Source organism: Xanthomonas sp. NCPPB 3583, from assembly GCF_041475715.2.
GTDB lineage: Bacteria > Pseudomonadota > Gammaproteobacteria > Xanthomonadales > Xanthomonadaceae > Xanthomonas > Xanthomonas euvesicatoria.
Window position 1 is genome coordinate 4498902 of record NZ_CM191263.1, and the last position, 26238, is coordinate 4525139.

The 26238-nt window shown below is 65.2% G+C and carries 23 protein-coding genes; 5 read left to right on the forward strand and 18 right to left on the reverse strand.

The window, feature by feature from the left end:
* Window positions 1-347: 347 nt before the first annotated feature.
* A complete protein-coding gene (locus ACCQ07_RS19380; RefSeq protein ID WP_008576447.1) occupies window positions 348-662 on the forward strand; it encodes a hypothetical protein in 315 nt (104 codons plus the stop codon).
* An 8-nt stretch (window positions 663-670) separates the two neighbouring features.
* A complete protein-coding gene (locus ACCQ07_RS19385) occupies window positions 671-1426 on the forward strand; it encodes a M90 family metallopeptidase (RefSeq protein WP_029820641.1) in 756 nt (251 codons plus the stop codon).
* A 137-nt stretch (window positions 1427-1563) separates the two neighbouring features.
* Here the strand turns inward: ACCQ07_RS19385 and ACCQ07_RS19390 are convergent, their stop codons facing one another.
* The 13 genes from ACCQ07_RS19390 to aroE form a co-directional block, all read right to left on the reverse strand.
* Window positions 1564-2748: a DUF1501 domain-containing protein gene (locus tag ACCQ07_RS19390; protein WP_029820642.1), complete on the reverse strand. Its 1185-nt coding sequence runs from the start codon at window positions 2746-2748 to the stop codon at window positions 1564-1566.
* Between the two features lie 119 nt (window positions 2749-2867).
* Window positions 2868-4457, reverse strand: coding sequence for a DUF1800 domain-containing protein (locus ACCQ07_RS19395; RefSeq protein ID WP_127167734.1), 1590 nt, complete (start codon window positions 4455-4457; stop codon window positions 2868-2870).
* Between the two features lie 118 nt (window positions 4458-4575).
* Complete coding sequence (locus ACCQ07_RS19400; RefSeq protein WP_008576455.1) at window positions 4576-5946, reverse strand: ATP-binding protein; 1371 nt, start codon at window positions 5944-5946, stop codon at window positions 4576-4578.
* 74 nt (window positions 5947-6020) lie between these two features.
* Window positions 6021-6704, reverse strand: a complete 684-nt coding sequence (locus tag ACCQ07_RS19405; protein ID WP_002808458.1) for a response regulator transcription factor — start codon at window positions 6702-6704, stop codon at window positions 6021-6023.
* 71 nt (window positions 6705-6775) lie between these two features.
* Window positions 6776-7141, reverse strand: a complete 366-nt coding sequence (locus ACCQ07_RS19410) for a hypothetical protein (protein WP_029820643.1) — start codon at window positions 7139-7141, stop codon at window positions 6776-6778.
* Between the two features lie 274 nt (window positions 7142-7415).
* Entirely contained in the window at window positions 7416-8420 is a 1005-nt protein-coding gene (dusA, locus tag ACCQ07_RS19415) for a tRNA dihydrouridine(20/20a) synthase DusA (protein ID WP_008576458.1), read from the reverse strand.
* A 460-nt stretch (window positions 8421-8880) separates the two neighbouring features.
* On the reverse strand, window positions 8881-9105 hold the full coding sequence (locus tag ACCQ07_RS19420) for a hypothetical protein (protein ID WP_008576462.1): 225 nt from the start codon (window positions 9103-9105) through the stop codon (window positions 8881-8883).
* Window positions 9106-9669: 564 nt separating this feature from the next.
* A complete protein-coding gene (locus tag ACCQ07_RS19425) occupies window positions 9670-10275 on the reverse strand; it encodes an ankyrin repeat domain-containing protein (protein ID WP_218211802.1) in 606 nt (201 codons plus the stop codon).
* Window positions 10276-10333: 58 nt separating this feature from the next.
* The gene (katB, locus tag ACCQ07_RS19430) at window positions 10334-11839 is read right to left on the reverse strand and encodes a catalase KatB (RefSeq protein ID WP_031424697.1); all 1506 of its coding nucleotides are present in this window, start codon (window positions 11837-11839) and stop codon (window positions 10334-10336) included.
* Window positions 11840-12396: 557 nt separating this feature from the next.
* Entirely contained in the window at window positions 12397-14532 is a 2136-nt protein-coding gene (dinG, locus tag ACCQ07_RS19435; RefSeq protein WP_014091343.1) for an ATP-dependent DNA helicase DinG, read from the reverse strand.
* Between the two features lie 264 nt (window positions 14533-14796).
* Complete coding sequence (locus ACCQ07_RS19440) at window positions 14797-15033, reverse strand: hypothetical protein (protein WP_029820647.1); 237 nt, start codon at window positions 15031-15033, stop codon at window positions 14797-14799.
* On the reverse strand, window positions 15030-15404 hold the full coding sequence (locus ACCQ07_RS19445) for a hypothetical protein (RefSeq protein WP_029820649.1): 375 nt from the start codon (window positions 15402-15404) through the stop codon (window positions 15030-15032). The genes ACCQ07_RS19440 and ACCQ07_RS19445 overlap by 4 nt, the downstream gene beginning before the upstream one ends.
* Complete coding sequence (aroE, locus tag ACCQ07_RS19450) at window positions 15394-16245, reverse strand: shikimate dehydrogenase (protein WP_011348929.1); 852 nt, start codon at window positions 16243-16245, stop codon at window positions 15394-15396. Before aroE ends, ACCQ07_RS19445 begins: the two co-directional genes overlap by 11 nt.
* A gap of 64 nt (window positions 16246-16309) precedes the next feature.
* Between aroE and ACCQ07_RS19455 the strand changes: the two genes are divergently transcribed.
* A complete protein-coding gene (locus tag ACCQ07_RS19455) occupies window positions 16310-17191 on the forward strand; it encodes a TolB family protein (RefSeq protein WP_071118144.1) in 882 nt (293 codons plus the stop codon).
* Window positions 17192-17655: 464 nt separating this feature from the next.
* On the opposite strand, the gene ACCQ07_RS19460 is transcribed toward ACCQ07_RS19455, so the two are convergent.
* On the reverse strand, window positions 17656-20190 hold the full coding sequence (locus tag ACCQ07_RS19460; RefSeq protein WP_372363557.1) for a PepSY domain-containing protein: 2535 nt from the start codon (window positions 20188-20190) through the stop codon (window positions 17656-17658).
* Window positions 20191-20419: 229 nt separating this feature from the next.
* Between ACCQ07_RS19460 and ACCQ07_RS19465 the strand changes: the two genes are divergently transcribed.
* A complete protein-coding gene (locus ACCQ07_RS19465; RefSeq protein ID WP_029820651.1) occupies window positions 20420-21172 on the forward strand; it encodes a DNA/RNA non-specific endonuclease in 753 nt (250 codons plus the stop codon).
* 374 nt (window positions 21173-21546) lie between these two features.
* On the opposite strand, the gene hemB is transcribed toward ACCQ07_RS19465, so the two are convergent.
* Both hemB and ACCQ07_RS19475 read right to left on the reverse strand, forming a co-directional pair.
* Window positions 21547-22539, reverse strand: coding sequence for a porphobilinogen synthase (gene hemB, locus ACCQ07_RS19470; protein ID WP_014091349.1), 993 nt, complete (start codon window positions 22537-22539; stop codon window positions 21547-21549).
* A 224-nt stretch (window positions 22540-22763) separates the two neighbouring features.
* Window positions 22764-23006: a hypothetical protein gene (locus tag ACCQ07_RS19475; RefSeq protein WP_017156266.1), complete on the reverse strand. Its 243-nt coding sequence runs from the start codon at window positions 23004-23006 to the stop codon at window positions 22764-22766.
* Window positions 23007-23229: 223 nt separating this feature from the next.
* On the opposite strand from ACCQ07_RS19475, the gene ACCQ07_RS19480 reads away from it, so the two are divergent.
* Window positions 23230-23700 (forward strand): hypothetical protein, encoded by a 471-nt coding sequence (locus tag ACCQ07_RS19480; RefSeq protein ID WP_008576484.1) that lies wholly within the window; start codon window positions 23230-23232, stop codon window positions 23698-23700.
* Window positions 23701-23799: 99 nt separating this feature from the next.
* On the opposite strand, the gene ACCQ07_RS19485 is transcribed toward ACCQ07_RS19480, so the two are convergent.
* Entirely contained in the window at window positions 23800-25590 is a 1791-nt protein-coding gene (locus ACCQ07_RS19485; RefSeq protein ID WP_039418136.1) for a DUF885 domain-containing protein, read from the reverse strand.
* A 31-nt stretch (window positions 25591-25621) separates the two neighbouring features.
* A complete protein-coding gene (locus ACCQ07_RS19490; RefSeq protein WP_372363558.1) occupies window positions 25622-26050 on the reverse strand; it encodes a cytochrome c oxidase assembly factor Coa1 family protein in 429 nt (142 codons plus the stop codon).
* Window positions 26051-26238 lie beyond the last annotated feature (188 nt).

The following is a 26238-nucleotide window of genomic DNA, read 5'->3' on the forward strand; positions in this document are numbered from 1 at the left end:
CGGGCGATGCGGCGTGAGGTGGCAACGGCGCGGGCTGCAGCACCCGGAAGAAATGCCTGCGCGACGCGGCCGGCGCGCCGCCGAGGCAACGCGTGTGATGCAGCATCGACAGCCCAGACCAGGCGTGCGGTGGGCTCGGTGACCGACCGCACCGGGCATGCGCCCTGCGGCTGACCGGCGCGCGCGCCCGACCAATCTCCCGCAGCGCCGGCGCCGCACTGCCGGCCGCCGGCGCCTTTCATCTCACAGTGCATTGCGCGCAAAGTCCCCGAATCCATCCGCCAAAGTATGCGCCAAGCCCTCCCGGGCGCCCAGCGCGGCTTGCGTGAGGGAGTGAAAAGCGCGTTATGATCGGCGACTCACGCCGCTTGCCCTGGATGTGGACGATGCGCCGAATCACGGTTTGCCTGCTCCTGTTGTTGGCTCCGCTTGCCGCCCTGGCATCGGACCAGCTGATCGACGGCGATCATGACAGCTGCATCAGCACCAACTCGGCCGCGCGCGGCAGGACACCGGCGCCCGAAGCCGCACCGGCACGCAACAGCCCGCACAAGGCCACGCCGTCTACCGGCGGCGGCGGCGGCAGCGATGGCGATTCGTTGTTCCCGCGCATGCGCACGATGCCGCGCTGGCACAGTTTCCTGCCGGGCATGTTCCGCTGATCCAGTGGTTGATGCGCTGGCTGCGCCGGCCGCCTCCAGACATTGCTGATGCGCTGTGGCAGCGGCTGTGCGGCAGTTGCGCCTGGGTCGCCGCGCTCGATCCACTCCGCCAGCAACGCCTGCGCGCATTGACCGCGCAGTTCCTGCAGCAAAAGACCATTTCGCCTGTCGACGGGCTGCAGCTGCAACCGAACGATCAACTCGTGCTGGCCGCGACCTGCTGCCTGCCGCTGCTGGAAATCGGCGCCGCCGGTTGGCGCGGCTGGTCGCAGCTGATTGTGTACCCGGATGCGTTTCGCGTGCAGCGCACCCACATGGATGCGGCCGGGGTGATGCATGCCTGGGACGACACCCTGATCGGCGAAGCCTGGGAGCAAGGTCCGTTGATCGTCAGCTGGGCCGATGTGCAAGCCGACCTGGACGACCCGCAGGCAGGCTTCAACGTGATCGTGCATGAGATGGCGCACAAGCTCGATGCACTGGATGGCGCGCTCGACGGCACACCGCCCCTGCCGCGCGATGCGCAACGCGCCTGGGCGCGCGATTTCCAGCATGCCTACGATCTGTTTTGCCAACGCGTCGATGCGGGTCAAGACACCGAGATCGATCCGTATGCCGCCGAAGCCCCGGAGGAATTCTTCGCAGTGGTCAGCGAATATCATTTCTCCGCACCGCGCGTGCTTTTGCGCACGATGCCGCAGGTCGCCTTGCACCTGGAACGGTTTTACGGGCGCTCACCGTTTGCAGATTCAATGCAACGTTGATGTGCCGCGTCGCGGAGCGGCGTGCGGTATCGCACTTGGCAGGAGCAACCTGCAGCCGTCGCCCGAAGCAGACGCCGCGGGATCGACACAAGCCGGCTGTCGATACCACGCACGGTGCGATCGCTCGCCATGCACACTCACACCAATCCAAGATCGCGTGGCTTGGCACCTGGGAATACCCGTTCCAACTGCGCTGGCGACAGCCCCCACAGACGGCCGAGCATTCCGCCGAACAGGCTGCGGTAGTTGTTGAGCACCGGGTAATCGCGGTTTTGCAGCAGCTGCGCCTGTTCGACCGCCACCTGCTCGCCAGCGATGCGGCCGCCGCGCACGCCACCGCCCAGCACCCAGTACGTTGTGCCATGGCCATGATCGGTGCCCTTGCTGCCATTCTCGCGGAAGGTGCGGCCGAATTCGGAGATGACCACCACCACGGTATCGTTCCAGGCCGGGCCCAACGCATCGGCATAGGCAGCCAGCCCTTCGCCGAGATTGCGCAGGTTGTTGGCCAGGCCACCTTCCACACTGCCCTGGTTGGCATGCGTGTCCCAGCCACCGACATCGACGAACCCCAGGCGATAGCGCTCGCGCATCAAGGTCGCCATGCGCCGGGTTTCATCGGCAAACGTGCGTGCACTGGCGGCGCCACGACCGGCTTGCTCCATCTCTTCGCGCAACTGCGCGGTGACCTGCTGACGCAATGCAAGACCATCGCGCGCAGCGGCGGCCAGCGGCGTGCTGTCGTACATCTGCGACAGGATCTGCGCCTGCCGCGCATCCAGCCCGCCTTTGCCGATACTCCGCAACGACACGTTGGGTAAATCGCCACCGCCCTGGAACGTCAGCGGCAACGAATCGGTGAACGCGATGGCCGGCACGCCACTGAGTACGCCAGACAGGCGCGCCATGAACCCGGAGCGGTAATCGCGGTGCTTGCCGGCCTGGCCGGATTCGATATCGTCCTGGGTTTCGAAGTGGCTGCGCGACAGATCGTCGGTGCCGGCAAACGGCACGAAGGCCACTTGCTTGCGTTCCCACAGTGGCAGCAGCGTCTGGCCTACCACCGGGTTGAGACCCCACTGCGCATCCAGCGCCAGGGCACTGTTTGGATTGGCGGCATCTGGCCGCGCAATCGCCAGGCTCGGCCGCGACTGGTAATAAAAATCGCTGCCATGCGGTACCAGCAGATTATTGCTGTCGTAGCCGCCACGCAAAAACACCACCAGCATGCGCGCGCTATCGCGTGGCGCAGCGAACAGACGGCCGGCCCACGGCATGCTTGCAGCGGCGGCAGAGGCAAGCAGAAATTGACGTCGTTGCATGGTGTACTCCCGCGGCATTGAGCGCCTGGCATTCGTTGGATCGCTGGATCGGTTGTTGTTGCATCTGCGAACGTGACGCGTGGGCCTTGAATCGGCAGATCCGACTCGGCGCCATGGCCTTAGCGATAATTGAAGTCTGGTGACGACAGCAAGAACCCATTCCATTCGACAGGCGAGCGCGCCTGCTCCAGCGCCTGCCGTGTGGCGGCCGACAGTGATGGCGCCAACCAGCGGTACGAGGGGTGCGTATCGATCTGCACCGGCGCAGGAATCGGCGTCTGGTTGTCGCCCTCCAGACGAAACAACTGCTTCGGTGCGCCGCCGATCGAACGCGCCACCTCGAACCTGCGTGCCAGCTGCCCGGAACTGGTCCAGGCCTGCGACTGCAGCGACCAACCATCGGGCGTGATGCGACCAAACAACGGTTCACCCAGCTGCTGCACCCAACTGGCCATTGGCGCGGCGTTGATCACCGGTTGACCCTCGTACGCCACCCGCATCGCCGACACCACGAACCGGTTCGGGTCCTTGAACTTGCGCGGTTGCGCCTGCGCAAACTCCGGCGACGCCAGCATGGTCTGCATGACCTTGGCGATATCGCCATCGCTGTGCTGGAAGGTATTGGCCATGCGCGTCACCAGCGCCGCAGGCGGGGCGTCGCTGACGAAGTACTCGGCCAGACGCTGCGAAATGAAATGCGCACAGGCCGGCTGGCGCACCAACACCTGCACGGCGTGTTCGATCTCATCCAGCCCACCGCTGGCAATGCGCTGGCCAAGCAGTATCTTGTCGCCGGGTTGGTGACGCGCCGGATTGAATTCGAACAGACCCTTGCGCACGACCTGCGCCTGCCCTGGCGCTGCAGGCGGCAACGGCGGCGCGCCATTGGCCTTGATCGGCACCAGGCCCGCGCCGGTGAGGATCAGCGCCAGTTGCTGCACATCCTGCTGGCCGTAGCCGCCGTGCACGCCCAGCGTATGCAGTTCCATCAACTCGCGTGCGTAGTTTTCGTTGACCTTGCCCTTGGCGTTCTTGGCGTTGTCCAGGTATTCCAGCATCGCCGGGCTTTCCAGCGTGGCCATCACCAGGTCGGCGAACTTGCCGGTGGCATTGGGGCGGATCGCATTTTCCATGTAGTCGGCCGCCATCCACTTCACCCGGGCCTTGTCGGCATACACGCTGAAATGATTGAGCCAGAACCACACCAGTTGCTCGCGCAGTTGATCCGGCGCGTACACCGCGCGCAACAGTTGCGCCTGCCGCGCCTGCACCAGCATCTGACCACCGCGCGCCTGCCATTCCTTGCGCAAGGCAACCTTCTCATCGCCATCGGGCATGGATTGCAGGCGGACCTTGTCGGCTTCGTACTGGGTCAGCAATGCCACCAGCGGGGTATGCAATGCGTCGAAGCGCTGCAGCTGCGCGCCTACCGCCGCGGGCAACGCAGCGTCGTCGCTGGGCTGCAACAAGAACGCACCAAAGCGCTTGGGGCCCAGCCGTGTCAGCTGCGTCGCGCTGCTGGCATCAACCCCATAGGTGGCCCGCTGCAGCCAGCGCATCTGCGATGGTGTCAGCGGCGTTTCGGCAGCCGTGCAGGTGAGCGCGTAAAGGCTGCCGATCAACAGCGGCAGCACACGCCATCCTCGCGTGCGCCGCACGTGCGCGACGCGCGCATCCACGCCTACGGCCTGGCCAACTTGCTCGAACATGCAGCCCCTCCATCGCAACGGCTTGCCCGCCCAGTATGGGTAAGCCAACGCGTGAGGCGTTAAACGGTTGTCGGAACGCCAGCGCACATTGGCCACGGGTTCATCGGCCCTGCGGCGGTCACAATCCAGGCGGCAGGGTCACATCGAAGCGGGCACCGCCCAGTTCCTGCGAGCGCACCACCTGCAGCTCGCCGCGATAGCCCTTGATCAGGTCCTGCACGATCGACATGCCGATGCCATGCCCTTGCACACGCTCGTCGCCACGCACACCGCGCTGCAGAATCTTGGCCACGTCTTCCGGCGCGATGCCGGGGCCATCGTCTTCCACCGACAGAATCAGCCCGGCACGACGGCTACCGGTGGTGGGTCCCGGTTTTGCGGTCAGCAGCACCCGGCTGCGCGCCCACTTGAAGCCGTTTTCCAGCAAATTTCCAAGCAGTTCCTGCAAATCGCCCGGCTCGCCGTGAAAGCGTGCTTCGGGCGAAATATCGAATTCGCACAACACGCCTTTGACCGAATACACCTTCTCGAGGCCACGCACGATTTCTTCGGCGGTCGGTTCGATGGGCAATGGTGCCGCGAACAATTTGTGCCCGCTGGACGCCGCACGCGCCAGCTGGTACGACACCAAATCGTTCATGCGGCGCAGCTGCACATCCATCTCTTCGTGCAGGTCGCGCTCGGACGCACCGCTATCGAGTTGTGTGCGCAAGACGGCAATGGGCGTCTTGAGGCTATGCGCAAGATCGGCCAGCGTGTTGCGCTGACGCTCCAGGTTGTCGCGCTCACTTTCGATGAAGGCATTGATGCTGTCGGTCAGCGGCTCCAGTTCGCGTGGATGCTGCTCGCTCATGCGCTGGATCTCGCCGCGCTGCACCTTGGTCAACTCGTTGATGACCCGCCGCAGCGGACGCAGGCTCCATTGCAGAATGAAGGCTTGCAATACCAGCAACACCACACCGGCGCTGCCAAGGTAGAACCACACTGCACCACGGAACACGCGCAGCTGCGCACCCATCGAGCGCGCGTCCTCCATCACGTAGATGGTGTACGGAATCTCGCCGCCGTGCTCGCGTTCGACATAGCTCACGCCCAGCCCGTAGCGATACAGCTGGCCCAGGCTGCCGTCGATCTGGGTCATTTCCAGCGGGCCGATGAATTCTTCCTGGCGCGGCTCCAGCATGCGGCCATGCGGAATGTTCGGGCCTTCGGCCGACATCGAGGTCCAGCTTTCGTCCGGGCGTACAACTTCAACATAGAGCCCGCCGCCAGGCACATCGAAGCGCGGGTCGGGCGGTTGCCCGCCGATGTACAGCGACCCGTCGCGTACGAAATCGATATTGGCCGCATACGCGGAGGCGTAGTTCTTGAGCCGCTCACGCAGGTTCTTCTCAGCGGTGTCGGCAAACGCCACGTCCAGCGCGTAACCCGCCAGTGCCAGGAACGCCACCAGGCTGAGGCTGGCGGCCAGCAGCTGGCGGGCCTGCAATGAGCGCGGCCGCCAGCGTCTATACCACTTGGAGCGGCCCGGCACTTGGTCTTCCTGCTCGCTGACGCGCTGACTCAGCCTTCGGTACGCGGAATGGCGAAGCGATAACCACGGCCACGCACGGTTTCGATCGGCTTGAGTTCGCCATCGGGGTCGAGCTTCTTGCGCAGGCGACCGATGAATACTTCCAGCACGTTCGAATCACGGTCGAAGTCCTGTTGGTAGATGTGCTCGGTGAGATCGGCCTTGGAGACCAGTTCGCCGGCATGCATCATCAGATACTCGAGCACCTTGTACTCGTAGCTGGTCAGATCGACGTTGGCGCCGTTGACGCTTACCGTCTGTGCCGCCAGGTCCAGCGCGACCGGGCCACATTCCAGCGTGGGCTTGCTCCAGCCAGCAGCACGCCGCAGCAGCGCGTTGACGCGCGCCAGCAACTCTTCGACATGGAACGGCTTGACCAGATAATCGTCGGCACCCTGCTTGAGGCCTTCGACCTTGTCCTGCCAGCTCGAGCGCGCGGTCAGGATCAGCACCGGAAACTTCTTGCCTTCATCGCGCAGGGCCTTGATCAGCTCCATCCCTGACATCTTGGGCAAGCCAAGATCGATGATGCCGACGTCGAATGGCACCTCGCGGCCCATGTAGAGACCTTCTTCGCCGTCCTGTGCAGCGTCGACCGCAAAGCCTTCGCGCTTCAGACGCGCCGCAAGGGTTTCGCGCAGCGGAGCTTCGTCTTCGACCAAAAGGATACGCATGCACTCTCCCTAGTTACGTTGTCGGCCAGCGGCCGGGGAATTTATAAGACTGAACGCAGAACTATCTACGTTCAGTGGTTATCGTCGCGTGGTGGCGCGTCGGGCGGCGGCAAGTTACGCGCAGGCGCAGCCTGCGTCTGCTCCGGCTCATACACGGTGTGCACGCGCCCATCTTTCATGTACTTGACCCGATTGAGATTGCCGCCATCGAACGGCACACGCTCGGCACCCAGGATCTGTCCACCGGTAGACCGCTGCACATGCCGAATGGTGTCCGACAGCGTGCGGCTATTGCCGCGTGCCGAGGGCGGCATCGCCTCGCGTCCGCTCTGCACCATCGGATAGCCCTGGCCCCAGGCCGACGGCGCGGCCATGGCAACCCAGAGGGCAACCAGAGCGACTTGGCGAGCGCGGCAGTGCATTTGGGTCACAAACAAATCCTAGCGGGTTGTTCAGAAACATTCAAAATTCGTGAAATCGACCACGCATACCTGAGGGTCGAGCATCGGAATCGAGCCAAATTCTTGATTTTTCGGGGTGAATCCGATCTGAACTTTTTAGCTTCACGTTAACGGCATTCAGTGAAATGAATGCCGATCAGAGTGGCCGACACGGCGAGCACGCGGTATTACGGACGCGCCTGCTGCGGCAGCCACCGAAACGCTCGGAGATCCAGGCAGCCCGTTCAGGAATGCAAGCGGTGGGCCAACGTCAGGCAACCACGCGCCAGGACCGGGTGTCGGTGCGCTCCAGGGCCTGCTCGACCAGTTCCCAACCGGCGCCCGGGCGATGGGCGCCCTCGCTCAGGACCTGCCGGAACGCCCTGCCTCCAGGCTGACCATGAAACAGACCGAGGACGTGCCGGGTCATGTGCTTCAAGGCCAGACCCTGTGCCAGTTGGGATTCCACGTACGGCTGATAGGCGCGCAGCAAGGACTCGCGCGATTGCTCGGGCCGCTGGTTCAAGGCTGCATCCAGACAATGCAGGACGTACGGGTCATGGTAGGCGGCGCGGCCGAGCATGACGCCGTCGGCGTGCTGCAGATGCGCCATGGCCGTGTCCACGGCCACGATGCCACCGTTGAGCACGACCGGCAGACCGGGCCGCTCCTGCTTGAGCCGGTAAGCCCAGTCGTACCGCAGCGGCGGCACTTCGCGGTTTTCCTTCGGCGACAAGCCCTTGAGCCAGGCGTTCCGGGCATGCACCACCACCATGGCCGCGCCGGCTGCGACCACCTGGTCGACAAAGCGGGCAAACAGCGTGTAGTCGTCATCGTCGTCCACGCCCAGGCGGCACTTGACGGTGATCGGCACGTGGGTGGCCGCGCACATGGCCGCGACGCACTCGGCCACCAGCGCCGGCTCGCGCATCAGGCAGGCGCCGAAACGCCCGGCCTGCACACGGTCGGAGGGGCAACCGCAGTTGAGATTGATCTCATCAAAGCCCCACTCCTGCGCAATCGCCGCCGCCTGCGCGAGCAAGGCGGGATCGCTGCCGCCCAGCTGCAGCGCCAGCGGATGTTCCACCGCATCGAAGCCGATCAAGCGGGCGCGATCGCCGTGGATCACCGCGTTGGCGTGCACCATCTCGGTGTACAGGCGCGCGGACGGCGCCAACAGGCGGTGGAAGACCCGGCAATGGCGGTCGGTCCAATCCATCATCGGAGCGACGGACAGGCGCAGGGAGGCGGCGTAGCGATCGGCGGAAGCGGTCATCGACGAAGTGGCCGCAGCGAGCAGCCATTAGAATGCGAAGCAGGATCAACAGCTTACACGGGCGTCGATGAATCTGCGGCGGTGCGGAGTGGGCGGCTGGAGCGGCTGCTTTGGGACTTAGCTGCAGGATCGCCTACTCGTTGCGCCACGGGATCGCCCCCTATCAGCTGGCCGGCGACGAGCATGACGCGCGATTGCGAGTGGCGCTGGTGACGCGCTTGGGCGGCCAGCACCACGGGTGCGTTTTACTGTCGGAAACGGCAACAGCGCCGAAGATCGCGTTGACGCTGTTTTAGTTTCCCTCGCTCGCCAAGTGCGGGCGGTAACGGAGGCAGCGCTGCAGGATGCGCGGTGCCTGTCTGCGTTCGCCTCTGCGGCGAACGCCTTGCATCGTCAGTGACGAGCGGAGCTTTCCAGGTCCGGTGCCGCGGTGACCGCTGCGCCCGGACGAACCCGGAACTTACGGGTTACGGACACCGACACGCTCTTCGGCGCTCAGCGGCTTGCCCAGTGCATGGTAGGAGGCAACCAGCGTGATCAGGGCAGTGCCCATGACCGTGTAGAAGCTCCACGACTTGGCCAGCACATGCACCTGGCCGAACACCAGCGCAACCACGGCAGCGGCAGTGCACAGCACCATGGCCAGCAGCGACATCAGGAAGGGAATGGAGGGATCGAGCTTCATGGTCCGGGGGTTCCAAGGTGCGATGCGATAGCTGCAGCATCGGCGTTCCCGGCGCTTTCTTGAACTGTTTTCTGCGATTTTTTCCAGGCGATTTAAAGCAAGTCAGCAAGTACTCAGTTTTCTGTCAAAGCCTTGGCGCACAAGGGTTTGCGCGTCAGAAAAATCCTGACGCAATGGCGAAGATTTCACCGCCACTGTCAGAGATCCAGCGCGGCCGTGGCGGAAAACCGACGGCGCTGCAAGGCGCGGTTTGGGGGTACCAGACAGCGGTTAGGAGTGCGGCGATGGATGCGGCGATCCCGATCGACGCCGTCGACATGGCAGGTGCAGCAAGAGCTGGAGGATGTGCAGCGACCGGGGGGCGGCGTGCACCTACAAGCGTGGCGTCTTCGCGAGAGCCGGGGCGTTGCGACAAGAGCGCGCGTGACTACCCACCTGCCGCACCCACAGCCGTTGCCACGAACAGCGTCCCGTTGCTTCTAGTGAGTGAAGCGCAACCACGGACACATCGCGGCCGGTGCGGCACGCTGTCAGGGGCGCGCCTGGCAGGCAAGACTGGCGCGCTCAGCGCGCCGGCACGGTGGCAAATTCGCCGCGTTGTAGCTTGGTCACATCGTTGCCCTGCCCGTCCTTGAGGCTGAGATCCGCGCCCTTGGCGGCGAGGTCCTTGAGCACGTCGGTGCGCTGGAACAACGCCGCATACATCGCAGCGGTCTGGCCGGCGTTGTTGCGCTGGTCCGGCGCGCAATCGGCCTGCATCAGGCGCTTGGCGATGCCCAGCTCGCCCTTGAAGATGGCGCCCATCAGTGCGGTGTTGCCGCGCTTGTCCTGCGCACAGGGATCGGCGCCGGCGCTCAGCAATTGCTCCACCGCCGGCCGCTGGCCGTGGTATGCGGCCAGGATCAGGGCCGTATAGCCCTTCTCGTCACGGGTATTGAGGTCGTAATGCGAACGGATGAATTCGGCCAGCATCTCCTGGCGGCCCTCACGCGCGGCGTCGAAGAAATACTCGCGCAGTTGCAGCTTGATCTGCTCAGGCGTGGCAGTGGCAGTGGCCGTTGCGCTGGCAGCGGATGCAGATGCAGATGCAGATGCAGATGCAGATGCAGGCGACGCAGCGTTGGCAATCGCAGACACGCTGCCAAGCATCAGAAACAACAGGGTGCGCATAGGGATCTCCCGAAGTAAAGACGACACCGCGGCGCAGGCCGCGATGTCGTCGGGCGGATCAGTCCTGCAGGCTGGAGGCCAACTGCTTGACCCGCGCCAAATCGCCCTTGGCCACGCGGGTGACGCCGGTACCGTACTCGGGGTCGGCCTTGTACAGGAACGACAGCATCAGGTGCTTGCTTTCGGGGTCGGTGGTGGCCAGCGACTCACCGAAGCTCTGCACCAGATCGGCACGGTCCTTCTTGCTGTAGGAGCGATACAACTCGCCGGCCTGCTTGAAGTTCTGCTCGCGGGTGATCTTGGCCTGCTGGGTGGTGCCCGACAGCGGCAGCTCGCTGTAGCGCGCAGCGGTGTCCTGCGGACGCGGCTCCAGGCGGCTCGGCTCGTAGTTCACCCCACTGGTGGTCTGGCCGATGTTGCCCTGGCCGTCCTGGTTGCCGTTGTTGACAGCTACACGTGGGCGATTGACCGGCAGGCTCAGCCCATTGGCACCGATGCGATACAGCTGGGTGTCGGCGTAGGAAAAGATACGGCCCTGCAACAGGCGGTCTTCCGAAGGTTCGATACCCGGCACCAGATTGGCCGGCGCCATGGCCACCTGCTCGGTTTCCTGGAAGAAATTATCGACGTTCTTGTTCAACACCATCTGGCCGACCTTCTGCTCCGGCACGTCCGGCCAGATCTTGGTGGCGTCAAGCGGGTCGAAATCGAACTTGGCCAGGTCTTCCGGCTTGAGCACCTGCACGTACAAATCCCATTTCGGGTAATCACCCTTCTTGATCGCAGCGACCAGATCGTTGGTCAGGTGGCTGTAGTCCTTGGCCTGCACCGCGGCGACCTGCTTGGGATCGAGGTTCTTGATGCCCTGCAGCGTCTTCCAATGGAACTTGACGTAGTGCACTTCACCCTGCGCGTTGACCAGCTTGTAGGCGTGTACGCCATTGCCGTCCATGAAGCGATAGCCGGCCGGAGTGCCCTCGTTGGAGTACAGCAGGGTCAGCGTGCGCGTGGCTTCTGGCACGTGCGAGAAGAAATCGAAGCGACGCGAATCGTCATCCAGATTGGTGCGCGGGTCCGGCTTGAACGCGTGCACCATGTCGGGGAACTTGATCGCATCGCGAATGAAGAAGGTGGGGAAGTTGTTGCCGACCAGATCCCAATTGCCTTCGCTGGTATAGAACTTGGTAGCGAAACCATGCGGGTCGCGCAGCGTCTCCGGCGAATGGTTGCCATGGACTACCGAAGAAAAGCGCACGAACACCGGAGTTTTTTCGCCGGCGCTGAAGACCTTGGCCTTGGTCAGGCTGGAGAGATCGGCAGTGGCGGTGAACTCGCCTTTGACGCCAGTGCCGCGCGCATGCACCACGCGCTCGGGAATGCGTTCGCGATCGAAACGCTGCAGCTTCTGGATCAGCTGCACGTCCTGCAGCAGCGTCGGGCCAGTGGCACCGGCTGTCTGCGAATTCTGGTTATCGCCGACCTTGGCCCCATTGTCGCGGGTCAGAACGGATTGGGCGAAGACCGGCGGAGCGATCAACGTCGGGGCTAGCAGGGCTAGCACCATGAGGTGTCCAGGGCGCATGGCGTCAGCTCGTTTGAGGAGGCTGAATCATCGCTAGCAGGCCGGAGTGTGAGAAGTCGTTAGTTATGATCGCTTCGATAGGGGAAGATGATGATGACTGCGTTGCGTGATATGCATCGCCAAACGCGCGAGCGGTACATAGCAAATAACCGCATTATCGAACGCTACGTGCGTCATTGCGTTTTTTTGCGCGACCTGAGTTTCAATCGCGCGCAGCCAATGTTGCGTTGCAGGATCGTGCGCAGTGTGGATGACGCGAGTGGCCCATTGCGCATCGCGCGATGCAGGACTGGGCCACGTATGCAGCGCCGATTATGCAGAGCCGCGGCACGAGATCCTCCAACGCTGCAGCTACACCATCGCGCGTATGCCGATGCGGTACGACTGGCCATGCTCCCTGTGTAGCTGCACAGCGCGGCGCTGGCTTGCATCGCGCAACATCCGAACCGGCGCGCTACATCCGTATCGGCTGCGCCATCACCGTCGCACGCGAGATTGCACGATGCGATGATGATGGCACTAGCATCGCCAGGCGATCTTCAACGCCCAATCACCCGCTTGAACGGCGGCAAGGCATCGATGATGCGTTTACCGTAGCGACGGGTGAGCAGGCGCGAGTCGAGGATGATCACGCGGCCGTGGTCGCTGGAGCTGCGGATCAGGCGGCCGGCGAATTGGGTGAGCGTGCGCAACGCATGCGGGATGGCGATCAGGTTGAAGGCGTTGTGCCCGCGGCTTTCCAGCCATTCGCTCAAGGTGGAGGTTTGCGGATCGGTGGGCACGGCGAACGGCACTTGGGTGATGACCACGGTGGTGCAGGCTTCACCGGGCAGATCCAGGCCTTCGCCGAAGGAATTGAGGCCGAACAATACCGAGCCTTCGCCGGCGCCGATGCGGCGCAAATGTTCGGTGATCAGTTGCGACTTGTTGCCTTCGCCCTGCACCAGCACGCGATTGCGTTGCGCCAACGGCATCAGGTCGGCCACCTTTTCCATCTTCCAGCGCGAAGTGAACAACACGATGCTGCCCTTGGCGTTCCAATCCAGTTCGCGCACCAGATACTTGGCCACTTCCTTGGGATGGCCTTCGCGGTCGTCGGGAGTGACCGGAAAATTGGGGACGATCAATTCGGCCTGGTTGGGCAGGTCGAACGGCGAGGCCAGCGATGCCATTTCGGCGTGATCGGGCAAGCCATTGTCGATGGCGAAGGATTGGAAATCGCCGCCACCGGTCAGCGTGGCCGAGGTCATCACCACCGAATCCACCTCGTTCCAGATCATCGTGCGCAGCACCTGCGCGGCCGACACCGGCGAGCAATGGCAGATCAGGTCGCCATCGCGCGAGAGGGTGATCCAGCGCGCCATCGGCGGCTGACCTTCCTTGTCTTCGCGGCGCCAGCCACTCCACAGATTGTGTTGCTGCTCGGCCATCTCCAGCGCCAGGCCGAGACTGCGCTGCAGACGTTCGCGCGCGGAATCGTCCTGTTTTCCCTTGGCAATGGCGCTGTGTGCGGCATGCACCCAGTTGAACAGTGCGCGGGTTTCTTCGCCAAGCTCTTCGATGGCCGGGCCCCACTGCGGCGGCAACTTGCCATTGGCCGCGCGCCACAGCGGATCGCGCTCGCCGGGCTCGGGCTTCCACACGCGTTCGACCTCGGCGTGGAAGGCCTTGAGCAGTTTGGACACGCGCGCAGCCACCTCGATGGCTTCGTTGGGCAGCAAGTTGCCCAGCTTGTCCTTGTCCACTGCGCGATAAGCGGCCGCGATGAGGAGCTGCAGGCGCCCGGTGCGCCTGGCCATCTCATCCAGCGGCAGGTTCGCCGCGCCCTGGTCGATCGCCACGCCGGCGATGTGGTGGCCTTCGTCGAGTACCAGCAGCATGTCCGCTGGCGGGGCGATCAGCGGCTGGCCGTTTTCGGCATCGCCCAGCGACAGCGACGACAGCAGCAAGGCGTGGTTGGTGACCACGATCTGCGCCTCGCGTACATCGGTGCGCGCCTTGAGTACCGGACATTGCGCCGCGTAGCTGCAGCGGCGCCCCGCACAGCCGGAGGCCGGCGTGGTGATGCGCATGCGCAGCGGCACGGAGATCGGTTCCGGCGCATCGTCCAGATCGCCATTCCAGGTGCGGGCGGCGTAGGCCTTGGCCAACCGTTTGGCCAGATCCGCATCGACGGGGCTGAGCGGGCGGTCGTACAGCGCCTGCTCGTCTTCGAACATGGCGTTCTGACTGGTGTCGCCTTCCAGTTCGGCGGCATTGCGGGTGCACAGATAGCGGGTACGGCCCTTGGCCAGCGCCACGGTCGCTTCCAGTCCGGTGGCCTTGAGGAAGGCCGGGATGTCGCGTTCCACCAGCTGCGATTGCAGCGCCACGGTGCCGGTGCTGATGACCAGTTTTTTCTTGGTCGCCAGTGCGATCGGCACGCCGGCGGTGAGATAGCCCAGGCTCTTGCCCACGCCGGTGGGCGCCTCGGCGATGCCGATGCCGCCGGAGGTGGCCAGGGCACGGGAGACCAGGCCGATCATCTGGCTCTGTGCGCGCCGCGTGGCAAAGCCCGGCGTATTGGCCTGCAGCTTGGCGTAAGCGTCGCGGATGCTGGCCTTGATCGGGTCGGTCAGGCTGCGCTGGGTGGAAACGGGCGCCGACGGCGCGGCCGGTGGGGCAACTTCACTCATCGCGCTATTTTCGCACGGACCGGCGCAGTGACTGCGACCGGCGCGCCGCAGGGCTGAACAGGTTGCCTGCCTGCGGCGGCCACCCGGCCACTCCCACGCTGGTGCGACTGCTACGCGGCCGAGGGCATGGTTCGATTCTCCGATCGTGGCCCAGCACCGGCCGCCTGCAGGCGCCCGCCGCCGGCGCGACCCGGAAGGCGGCGCAGTGAATGCCGATGCACGAAACGTCGATGTCTTTAACGCGTAGGCAGGATCGATGCGCGCTCAGTTCCGCTGCCGGCGTACCGGCCACGCATGGCGCGCCCACACCAGGCCGATGGCCGCCATGGCCACGCCCATCAACAGCATGCCGGCGCCGACGCCATTGGGCCCGAAACGTTCGTACAACAGGCCGCCGCGATTGACCGCCGCCAGCGCCTGCGGATGCAGCAGCGTCCACACGCCCTGCCCGGCACAGACCAGTCCAACGATCACCAGCAAGATGGCTTTGAGCGGGATCACGGGCGCGGACCAGTGCCAGCTGGCAAACGCTGCAGGCTGGCTGCCAGCGTCCACACCAGCAGGCCGATGCCGACGGCCTGCATGGCCATCAGCACGAAGTGGGCGACGCCGACCACCATGCTGATCTGGCGCACGTTGCCTTGCTGCAGCAACACCATCGGAATCGCCTGGACGGCGACCTCGGCGAACAGGCAGCCCAGCAGCAACCAGAGCGCGGCCAGCCCGGCGCGCCGCAGCGGGCTATGCGGTGCGCGCCACAACAGAGCCAGCCCGAGCAGCACCGCAATCAGCATCGGCACGCGCGACAGCAGGCTGGTGACCAGGGTTAGCAGGATCGCGGTGGCATCGGCGCTGCCCACGTCAGTCGGCACTGACCAGCACGGCCTCGCGCGCGCGCAGCGCGGCATAGACCGGGTCGGTGTCCGGGCGCACGCCATGCCACAGCGCGAAGCTCTCGGCAGCCTGTTCCACCAGCATGCCCAGTCCATCGATGGCGTACCGGCATTGCGCCGCGCGCGCCCAGGCCAGAAACGCAATGGCGGTGTCGCCGTAATTCAGATCGACCGCGGCCGTCAGGCTGTTGACCAGACCCAGTGGCAATGCGAACGCACCGGCATCGCGGTCGCGACCGGCGGCAGTGGCATTGACGATCAGTTCGAAGTCGCCCAGCTCGCGCAGGTCTTCGATGTAACGCGACGTCACCCGCGCCGGCTCGCCCAGCGCATCGCACAAGGCATCGGCGCGCTCGGGCGAGCGGTTCACCACCACCATTGCGGTGATGCCCGCCTCCAGCAGCGCCGGCGCCACACCGCGTGCAGCACCACCGGCGCCCAGCAGCAGCACGCGGCGGCCACGCAGATCCAGGCCCTGGCGTTCGGTGAGATCGCGCACCAGGCCGGCGCCGTCGGTGTTGTCGCCCTGCCACTGGCCGTCATTGCGCACCAACGTGTTCACCGCCCCGGCCAACCGCGCGCGATCGCTCAGACTGCTGGCCAGCGCATAGGCGGCTTCCTTCAACGGCAGGGTGACGTTGGCGCCCTTGCCGCCCTCATCGGCGAAGCGTTGCAACGCGGCGCTGAAATCCTCCAGCGGCGCGTCGATGGCGGTGTAGTCCAGCGCAATGCCGGTCTGCTTCCCGAACTCGGTGTGGATGGCCGGCGACAGCGAATGGGCGACAGGGTGACCGAACACGGCATAACGGGATACGGGCATGAAACGCTCTCTGGTTGACTAGACTGTGCGCGACTTGGAGCCGCTCTTGAGGCAGGAACACCGCATGCACTATCGATGGACGCTGCTTACGCTGGCGGCAAGTTTACTCTGCGTCCCGTCTGCTTCGGGGCTTGCTGAATTCGGCATCGAGGGCATGGGTGTGGTCTCCACGCCGGCCAACGAGGCGCGCGCCACGCTCAGCCCGGACGGGCAGCGCATCGTGTGGGCCAGCGACCGGGCCGGTGGCACCGGCGGCTGGGATCTGTGGCAGGCGCAACTGCGCGGCGGGCGTTGGCAGGACGCGCAGCCGCTGCCGATCAATACCGCGCAGGACGAGACCACCCCATTGTTCAGTGCCGACGGCCGCTGGCTGCTGTTCGCCTCCACCCGGCCCGGCGGCGCGGGCGGCAGCGACCTGTACCGTGCACCGGTGGGTGCGCAAGGCGCCGTGGGCCCGGTGCAATCGCTGGGCGCGGCGATCAACAGCGCCGGCAACGAGCGCGCACCGACGCTGTCGCTGGACGGCACACGCCTGCTGTTCGCCAGCGACGGTCATGGCGGTGCTGGCGGCATGGATCTGTTCGTCGCGCGCTGGGATGGGCAGGCGTTCACCACGCCGGTGGCCCTGGTCGACATCAATAGCGCAGCCGACGAGCTGGACGCAGCCTGGCTCGGCGACGGGCGCGCATTGGTCTGGGCCCGGGGGAAGACCGATGGCCCCAGCCAGTTGCTGCTGGCCATCTGCAAGGACGGTCGTTTTGCCCAGGGCTTGCCGCTGCCACTGTCGTTCAACGGGCCGCAGGAGCGCACTTTCGGCGCGGTCGTGGATACCGCCAAGCCGGGCGAATTGCTGGTGACCGGCAGCGCCCGTGCGCCGCGCGCAGGGCAGTTGGACATCTACCGGATGAAGGCACCGGCAGCCGACGGCGATGCGAGTTGCCGTTGAGGTGGATGGGTGCATCGGTCAGATCGAGACCATGTTGTCTGGGCATTCGCCGCAGAGCTGCTGATCGCTTCCAATGCGGGGACTAGCAAACCGTGCGACGCGACGTGCTCATTCTTCGATAAACAACCCGCGAACTGACTGGCGTGGTGCCTGCGCCGCTTGCGGGACCGTTGGCGGCATAGCTGCCGCCGTTGAACCACAGGAATGGGTTCATGGCGTGTCCCGCGCGCGACGAGGACAGCGCACGCTCGACCGTCGAGGAGTTGTTGATAGGTCCAACAGGTCATCAGCCGACACAACGCTGCACCAATGCCATACAAACGTAGAACGCCAGCCACTCGGAGTGGGCGCGTATCCGTCGTCCACGGTGGTCTGCGGCTCTCTACTCTGCGCACCCGCACAATGCTCACTGGCCAGGTTCTGCTAGCCGATGTAAGGCGGGGCTGGCGCCATCAGCGCCGCGCTCAATACACATCGCGTCGATAACGGCCGGCCGCGGTCAGCGATTCCAATCGCATGTCGCCGAGCAGTTCTCGCAAGGTTGCATCGACCTCGCGCGCCATGCTGTCCAGACTGCCGCAGACGTAAATGACCGCGCCGCGGTCGATCCAGTGTCGCAGCGTGTCGCCGGCGTCGCGCAAGTGATGTTGCACGTAGCGCTTTTGTGGTTGATCGCGCGAGAACACCCACTCCAGCTGCTGCAGATGCCCACTCGCCTGCCAGGCCTGCAGCTCGTCGGCGAACAGGCGGTCGTGCGCCGCATGCCGTTCGCCGAACAACAACCAGTGCCCATGCACGCCGGCCAACTCGGCCTCGCGTAGCAGCGCGCGCAGGCCCGCAATGCCGGTTCCGTTACCGATCAAGACCATCGGCATCGTTTCGAGCCGATGAAACCCGGGATTGGTGCGCAACCGTGCGCGCACCGGCGTGCCGATCGCCGCATGGCAGATCAACCACCCCGAACCCAGACCGGGACTGCCATCGGCACGCGTCGTCAGCCGCACCACTACCATCGCGGTGCCGTCAGCCGGTACGCTGGCGAGCGAATAATCGCGTGTGGGCAGCCAGGCACATGCATCCAGCCAGGTCTGCGGATCAGGGCGATGGGCAAGCGGCGTTGCGGGCGGCTCGGGCAGGACGCGCTCGGCGGCAGCCTGCTGCAATGGCAGCAGCTGCGCATCCACGTGCACCAGTGCGTCCGGCGCCAGGCCCCATGCCGCCAGACAGGCGCGCACTTGTGCTTGGGCATGCGCAGGCTGCACTTCGAGGATGTCGCCGGCCTGCCACTGCGCATCGGCAGGCGGCTGCAGATCGACGCGCCAGATCGGCGCCCCCTCGCTGCCCGGATTCAGATGCATGCGCGAGGAAAGGGTCCATTCGGTCAATTTGGTCCGTGCCAGCGGCGCCACGCGCATGGGTGCACCGGCGATCTGGCCCAGCTGCGCATGCCATTGCGCCAGCGCCTGCGGGTCGACGTTATCCAGTTCCACCGCAGGAAACAGCGCGCGTGCACCTTGCGCATCCAGCCACTGTTCGACACGCCGCGAGAACCCGCAGAACTGCGCATATTGGCGGTCTCCCAGCGCCAGCACCGCGTAGGTCAGGTGCGGCAATTGCAGGCGTTGCCGCAGCAGCCCACGCTCGAAACCGCGTGCCGCATCCGGTGGCTCGCCATCGCCAAACGTGCTGATCACAAACAGCGCATGCCCGGTGCGTTGTAGCGCCTGCGCATCCAGCTGCGCCAGCGAGCACACCTGCACCGGCAAGCCGGCGGCCTGCAGATGCCCGGCGGCCTGCCACGCCAGGCGCTCGGCAAAACCGCTCTGGCTGGCAAACGCAATCAACCACGGCGCCGCTTGCGAGGCCGGTGCTGCGCCTTGCAACACCTTGCGCGCAGCGCGCAGTTCGCGTTTTTTGCGGCGCCGATCCAGATACAGCATCCAGCCGGTGACGAAGAACACCGACATGCCCAGGCTGGCGAGCATCACCACGATGCGCCCGGGCAACCCGAAGAAACTGCCCGAATGCAGCGGGAACATGCTCGCCGCCAATTGCTGCCCGCGCGGCAGCAGCGCGTAGTCCAGGCGCTGCAGCAGTGCTCCGCTGTCCGGCGCGATATCAAGACTGTTGTAGGCGCGATCGTGAGCGGGATGGTCGGGCAAGAACCGCACATTCAACGGCTGCCCGGCGCGCGCGGGAATGCGCAGATCCAGGGCGGCGCTGCGCGTGGCGGGAATGCCATCGAGCGTGCGCTGCACGCGTGCAAGATCGACGGTGGCCGGGCGGTTATCGCCTTTGTCGCCGCGTATCGCAGGCAGGCCGCCAAGCAAGGCCATCATGCCATCGCGATACCAGGGGTAGGACCAGGTCAGCCCGGTCAGCGCGACCAGAAAATACACCAGCAAGCACCAGGTGCCGAACACCGCGTGCAGGCTCCACAAAAAACTGCGCCCCTGCCGCCGCCATTCCACCACCCACCAGGTGCGCGGGCTCCACCACCGTCGCGGCCAGCGCAGATACAGCCCAGATGCGCAGAAGAACAGCAAGATGAAGGCGCTCGCACCGGTGACCGCCTGCCCGCGTTTGCCGGCCGTCAGATTGCGGTGCAGGTCTTCGATGAAGGCAAACGCAGTACTCAGCCGCGGCGGCGCGACCCGCTCACCCGTATAGGGGTCGAAATACACCCGGCCCGCGCCCTTGCCGGAGAGGCGCGCGGCAGACGGGCGCGCACCAGTGGGATCGATCAACAGGCGCGTCACCGTCTGTTTCTGCCCGGCACCGGCTGGCGCCAGATCGAGCCGTTGCAGCAACACATCCACCGGCAAGGGCTGCTCGCCCGCCGCATGCCGTTGCGCCAGTTGCGCAATGGCCGGATTGGCCATGCGCACGATCTCGTTTTCGAACGACATCGCCGCGCCGGTCAACCCCATTACCGACAGCACCAGCCCGGCAGTGATGCCGAGCAGCCAATGCAGCTGGAACAGGAGCGTCTTGATCAAGACCTGGACACGAAACAGGACGGCCGCCCATTGTAGATGAGAATGAGTCTCGCATCCGATCTGCATCGATGCCGACGGCGTTCTATGGCTCGCTGCACGCCGCGCCCGGCAGCGGTCTGTCTGGTCTGACGCGTGCTGCCGCGCCGTCATCTGCCGCACATGGCGCGGTCATCGTTTGGACATCGCGCCTTGCCACCTTCCTCACTTCCCTTGGCAAGCGAGCTCTGCAATGTCCTTCCTCCTGCGCGGTTGTGTGGCCCTGGCAGTGTTGTGCACGACCTCCGTGGCGATGGCCGCCACCCGTTGTCCCAGCCTCTACGCGAATGGCACCCCGCCGAGCGTGGGCAGCAGCACGACCCGCGCCACCGAGGTCTGCCACACCGAATACGTGTTGCTGGCCTCGGGCGTGACCAAGGACCCGGTGTATTCGGCCGAGCACCTCACCGACCAACAGGTTGCCGGCGCCGAGGCGATCGGCCGGGTCGGCTCCTTCCACGACGAAACCGGCATCCCCGCCGCTGATCGCTCGAAAAGTTCCGACTACACCAATACCGGCTACGACCGCGGGCACATGACGCCGGCCGGCGATGCATCGACCGAAAGTTCGGAAAAAGAAACATTTTCCATGGCCAATGTCGTCCCGCAGGACCACAAGCTCAACACCGGCGAGTGGGCGCACATCGAAGAGCAGGTGCGTCAGCTGGCCAAGCAACACGGCGAGTTGTACGTGGTGACCGGCCCGGCATTCGACAGCGGCACTGCAGCGACGATCGGCACCGACAACGTCGCCGTCCCGACGTATGTGTGGAAGGCCATCTACGAACCGGGCGTGGGCGCGGGCGCGTATCTGTGCGTCAACGACAGCAGCATCAACTGCGACGTGGTGTCGATCGACGACCTGGTCGTGATGACCAACGTCGACCCGTTCCCCTCGCTCAGCGCCAGCGTGAAGTCGCAGGCGATCGCGTTGGTGCTGCCCTGAGACGGGATTTGGGATTCGGGATTTGCACCACTATCAGTTGCTGGCTCGGCACTGCGCCGTCGCCAGGCGCGTTGCGCGGCTGACCCGGAAATTTCAAGCGTAGCGCGCCGGTCCTGTTGCGGCGTACGCAAGCCATACCATCAAAAGGTTTGAACGCTAGTGCATGGGAGCGACGTGCCGTATTGCATCTGATGCAGGCGGCACGTCGACTCCCCGCGATCCAGCGGGCGCTGGCGCATCTGTCAGGCTAACGACGCCCATCGAACCAGGCCGCCCGCTCCAGACCCCATTGCACGCAGGCGACTGCCTGGCCGACGCGAGCGGCCCTCATTCTTGCGCAACTGAGTGGCAGCGTCGTCGCACCGTGCTCGCGCTCAGCGTGTTTCGCGCAACCAGCGCGCCACTTGCGGCGCGAAATAGGTCAACACGCCATCGGCGCCGGCACGCTTGAAGGCCATCAATGCTTCGAGCACGCACTTGCGCTCGTCCAGCCAGCCGTTGGCTGACGCCGCCTTGAGCATCGCGTACTCGCCGCTGACCTGGTACGCAAAGGTCGGCACGCGGAATTGATCCTTCACCCGGCGCACCACATCCAGATACGGCATGCCCGGCTTGACCATCACCATGTCCGCGCCTTCTTCCAAATCCAGGGCGATCTCGCGCAAGGCTTCATCGCCGTTGGCCGGGTCCATCTGGTAGGTGGTCTTGTCGGCCTTGCCCAGATTGCCGGCGCTGCCTACCGCATCGCGGAAGGGGCCGTAGAACGCCGAGGCGTACTTGGCCGAATACGCCATGATCCGCACGTTGAGATGATCGTCGGCATCGAGCGCGCGGCGGATCGCACCGATGCGGCCATCCATCATGTCCGAAGGCGAAATGATGTCCACGCCCGCCTGCGCATGCGACAACGATTGCTTGACCAAGGCCTCGACCGTGATCTCGTTGAGCACATAACCCTTCGCGTCGATGATGCCGTCCTGGCCGTGGGTGGTGTACGGGTCCAGCGCCACGTCGGTCATGACGCCCAGCTCCGGGAAGCGCGACTTCAACGCCCGCACCGCGCGCTGCGCCAGGCCGTCCGGGTTCCAGGCTTCGGCCGCGTCCAGGCTCTTGCCGGCCGGGTCGATCACCGGGAACAGGTCGATCACCGGGATGCCCAGTTCCAGCGCGTTTTCCGCCTCGCGCAGCAGCTCGTCCAGCGACAGGCGTTCCACGCCGGGCATCGACGCGATCGGCGCGCGGCCGGACAGTTCGTGTACGAACACCGGCCAGATCAGGTCATCGGTGGTCAGCGTGTTCTCGCGCATCAACCGACGCGAAAACCCATCGTGGCGCATGCGGCGGGGGCGATAGTGCGGGTGGGCCATGACAAGGCTCCTGTAGACAGCGCATCAGTTTACGCCCGCCATGATGCGCAGAACGCGCTGCGACGCAGTGTCGCAGCGCTGCAACGGCACGCGGGTTCTTGCTCGCTTTCTCTCAGCCACAGGTCGAGCAAGGCGCCGACGTCTGGCGATGCAGACCCTGCCGGACGCGCGCGCACCCGACACCTGCACACGCAGGTGCGCATCGCCGCCTTGTCGAGAGCCCGTTAGATAATCCCGCCGCCCAGGGTCAGGCGCATCACCCCGACCACGATCACCAGGCCGTTGAGCACCAAGCCGGTCTTGGCACGGCCACGGTTGCCTGCCGAGGTGAACAACAGCGCGATGGCGGCGATCAGCGCGCCCACCGCCGCGAACGGAATCAGGAACCAGTTGCCCCAACCCAGCAGCGGAATGAAGGCCAACACCATCCAGAGCAGCGCCACGATGCCCCACAACAGGCTGATCAGTCCCACGTGCCACCTCGTCTTGAAGAAAGCACGAGCTTACCGGCGCGGCCGTCCTCACGCCGTGGGCGGGTGGTCATCATGACCAATGGCGGTTTGGCGGCAGCCTCACACCGGCATGGCTAGGGTGCGCCAAAGTGCGGCGCGATTCAGTCCAGGCGCCGGATCATCGCTGCCACTACGCGGATTTCATTACCCAGCTTTCATCACCCGAGGGGGGTCCACCATGCACAAGCAATCGCTGATCAGGAACGTCGCCATCGCCGCGGCGACCGCCGCCTTGCTGGCCGGTTGCGCCAGCAGCTCCAAGGTGATGCTGGGCCAGGCGCGCGCGCCGATCGACCCGGCGCAGGTGCAGGTGTATTCCAACGCCCCGGTCGGCTCGGTGGAAATCGCCCAGCTCGAATCGACGAGCGCCGCCGGCTTCGGCACCCAGGGCCAGACCGACGCTGCCGTGCAACGCCTCAAGCGCGAAGCCGCCAAGCTCGGCGCCAACGGCGTGGTCATCGTCGGCGTGGGCTCCGAACGCTCCGGCGGCGGCCTGTCGGTGGGCGGTGGCAGCTACGGCGGCCGCGTCGGCGGCGGCTTGGGGATCGGCATTCCCACCACCCAAAAGCGCGCGGCCGGAGTGGCGATCTGGGTGCCGGCGGGGGCACAGCAGCGTCCTGCACCGGACGTCTCCCCAGCGACGCGGTAAAGCCCGCAAAGAATCACCCGCATCACTGCGCCAGGGCGCGACGGAAGGCTGTTTGCGGCCTTTTATCGCGCCCTGTTTTTTTGAACTCCACGGAGCTGGTCAGCGCTTGGCCTGTTGCGCCGGAATGAACTGCGTCTCCACCGCCTTGGCCAGCTGATCCGGTGGCAGCAGGCCCTGGTCGAGCAGGAAGTTGTTGAAGGCCAGGCGGTCGAACTTTTTGCCCAGGGCCAGTTCGGTGCGCATGCGCAGTTCGAGGATGCGGGTATAGCCGTAGAAGTAGCTGCCGGCCTGTCCGGGGGCGCGGACGGTGTAGCGGTCCAGTTCCTGGCGGGTCATGGCCGGCGAGAGGCCGACGTCGTCTTCCAGTACCTGGCGCGCGCGTTCGCGGTCGATCAGGCCCAGGTTGAGCATCGGGTCGAGCATGGCGCGGGCGGCGCGCAGCAGGCGGAACTGCAGGGCGATCAGCTGGCCGTCGAGCGGTTCGTACGGCACCATTTCCGCTTCGGCATACAGCGCCCAGCCTTCGACGTTGACCGAGTTGAAGGCGAACATGCTGCGCGCCAGCGAGACGCCGCGTTCGACCATGGCGGTGAACTGCAGTTCGTGGCCGGGGCGGCCTTCGTGGGCGCTGAGCGTCCAGGCGGCCGAGCCGAAGTTGAAGTCGTCGTATTGCTCTTTCTTGGCGCCATCGGCGGTCGGGTTGCCCAGCGGCAACACGAACTGGCCCTGCTGGCCGGTATTGCCGATCAACGGGGCCGGCAGGAAGTGCGGCGCCGGTTGCGCGGCGCTTTCGGCGGCGCTGCCCAGGCGCATCTGCATCGGGCGGTTAGGCACATCGACGATGCGCTGCTGGCGGATGATCGGGTCGATCTGATCGATCACGCCGCGGTAGTGGGTTTCCAACTGGTCGTCGGCGATCTTGTTGCCCTTGAGGGCGCGGATCACCTGCACATAATCGCCGCCCTGCACGCCCTTGGCCTTGGCCACCAGCGGCGCCAGTTGGCGCATGGCCGAACGGGTCTCCATGAACTCCAGTTGCGCGCGCTGGATCAGCTGCTGCGGCGCGATATCGATCCCGACCTGCTTGAGCTGGAAAGCGTAAAGCGGCTCGGGCAGGCGAGTGTCCTTGCGCGCCTTGGGTAGCACGGTGGCGCGGGTCCACGCGGCGTAGTCCTTCAGTTGCGTGGACATGGCCTTGAGCGCCTCGTCGGCGCCGGCGATCTTGTACTTGGCGAACAGCTCGCCAATACCGGCGACGTAGGTGTCCACATTGGCCAGCGCCTGCTCTACTTCGCGCTGGGTGGGCTGCAGCAGGGCCTTGTTGCTCAGTTTTTCCTCGTAGCGCTGGCGCGCCAGCGTGGTGGTGGGCGTGCTTCCCGGTACCAGGCCGACGTAACGCTTGAGGCGATCCAGCGCCTTGGCGCGGCGCTCGGGCACGGTCTGGTCGGAGAGCAGACCGTTGAGACCACTGAAAACCGCCTCGGGAGCATCGCTCCAGGGCAACAGATACCGTTCGTTGAGCTCGCTGCCTTCGATGTTCTGCTCGGCCGCGCCGATCATGATCTGCAGGTCCTGGCGCACGTTGGCATCGCGCTCGGTGGTCAACTTCGTTTGCAGCGTGGCGCGCGCCTTGCGCATGGCATCGCGATAGCGCGCGGCGTTGTCCGGGCCGAGGTCGACGACCTGATCGTCGTAGCCGGGCACACCGAAGAAGCTGGCGTATTCGGGCTGGAACGGCGCCTGCGCATTGAGCAGGATCTGCGCATAGCCGTTGCTGGTCTGCACCCAGGCCGGGCTGGCGGGTTGTGTCGGCGCAGTCTTGCCGGTCTGTGCCTGCAACGGCAACGAGGAACCGAGCGCCAGCGCAACGGCGAGAACGAGTGGCTTCATGAGGCAGATCCGCGAATTGAGTAGCGCGACCCTACCCATCTGCAGCGGCCGCGGCAATCTGCCTTAGGTCATGGCCGGCGGGCGGCGGCGGCGGCGAGGCGGCAACAGGTAACACATCGATCCGGGCGCCATCGACGCCGGCGAAGGTCAATGTCCGGTAGGTCCAGCGGCCCTGCCTGCGCATGGCATCCACCTGCACACGGCCCTTGCCGTGCGGGCCGTGCAGCCCGACGCTGAAATGCGCTTCGCCGGTAGGACCGGAATAACGAATGCTGCCGTTGATCGAGACGTCTTCGTTGATTGGCATGCCCAGCCGTTGCACGACCTGCGCGTCGGTCTTTGCGATCTGCAGCGCGTCGCGATACACGTCGCTGGATTTCAGCGCTGCAGTGATCACGTAGAGCACACCACCGATCAGCAACGCCAGGAGTACAGACAGCGCAATACCGATGCCAGGCACGGCCCACTTCCAGTGCCGGTTCTCCAAAGGTCGGCAGCACGCGAGCGTTGCGGTGCTGCTTGAGGAAGCGGTGGTGGCCGGGACACGGCACTCCTTGTGCAAACGCTGAAAACGCGGATGATCGGTACCGCCCATTGTGAGCGATGCACAGCAGTGGACAACGACTGCACAGCCGCCGGCGGGCGCAG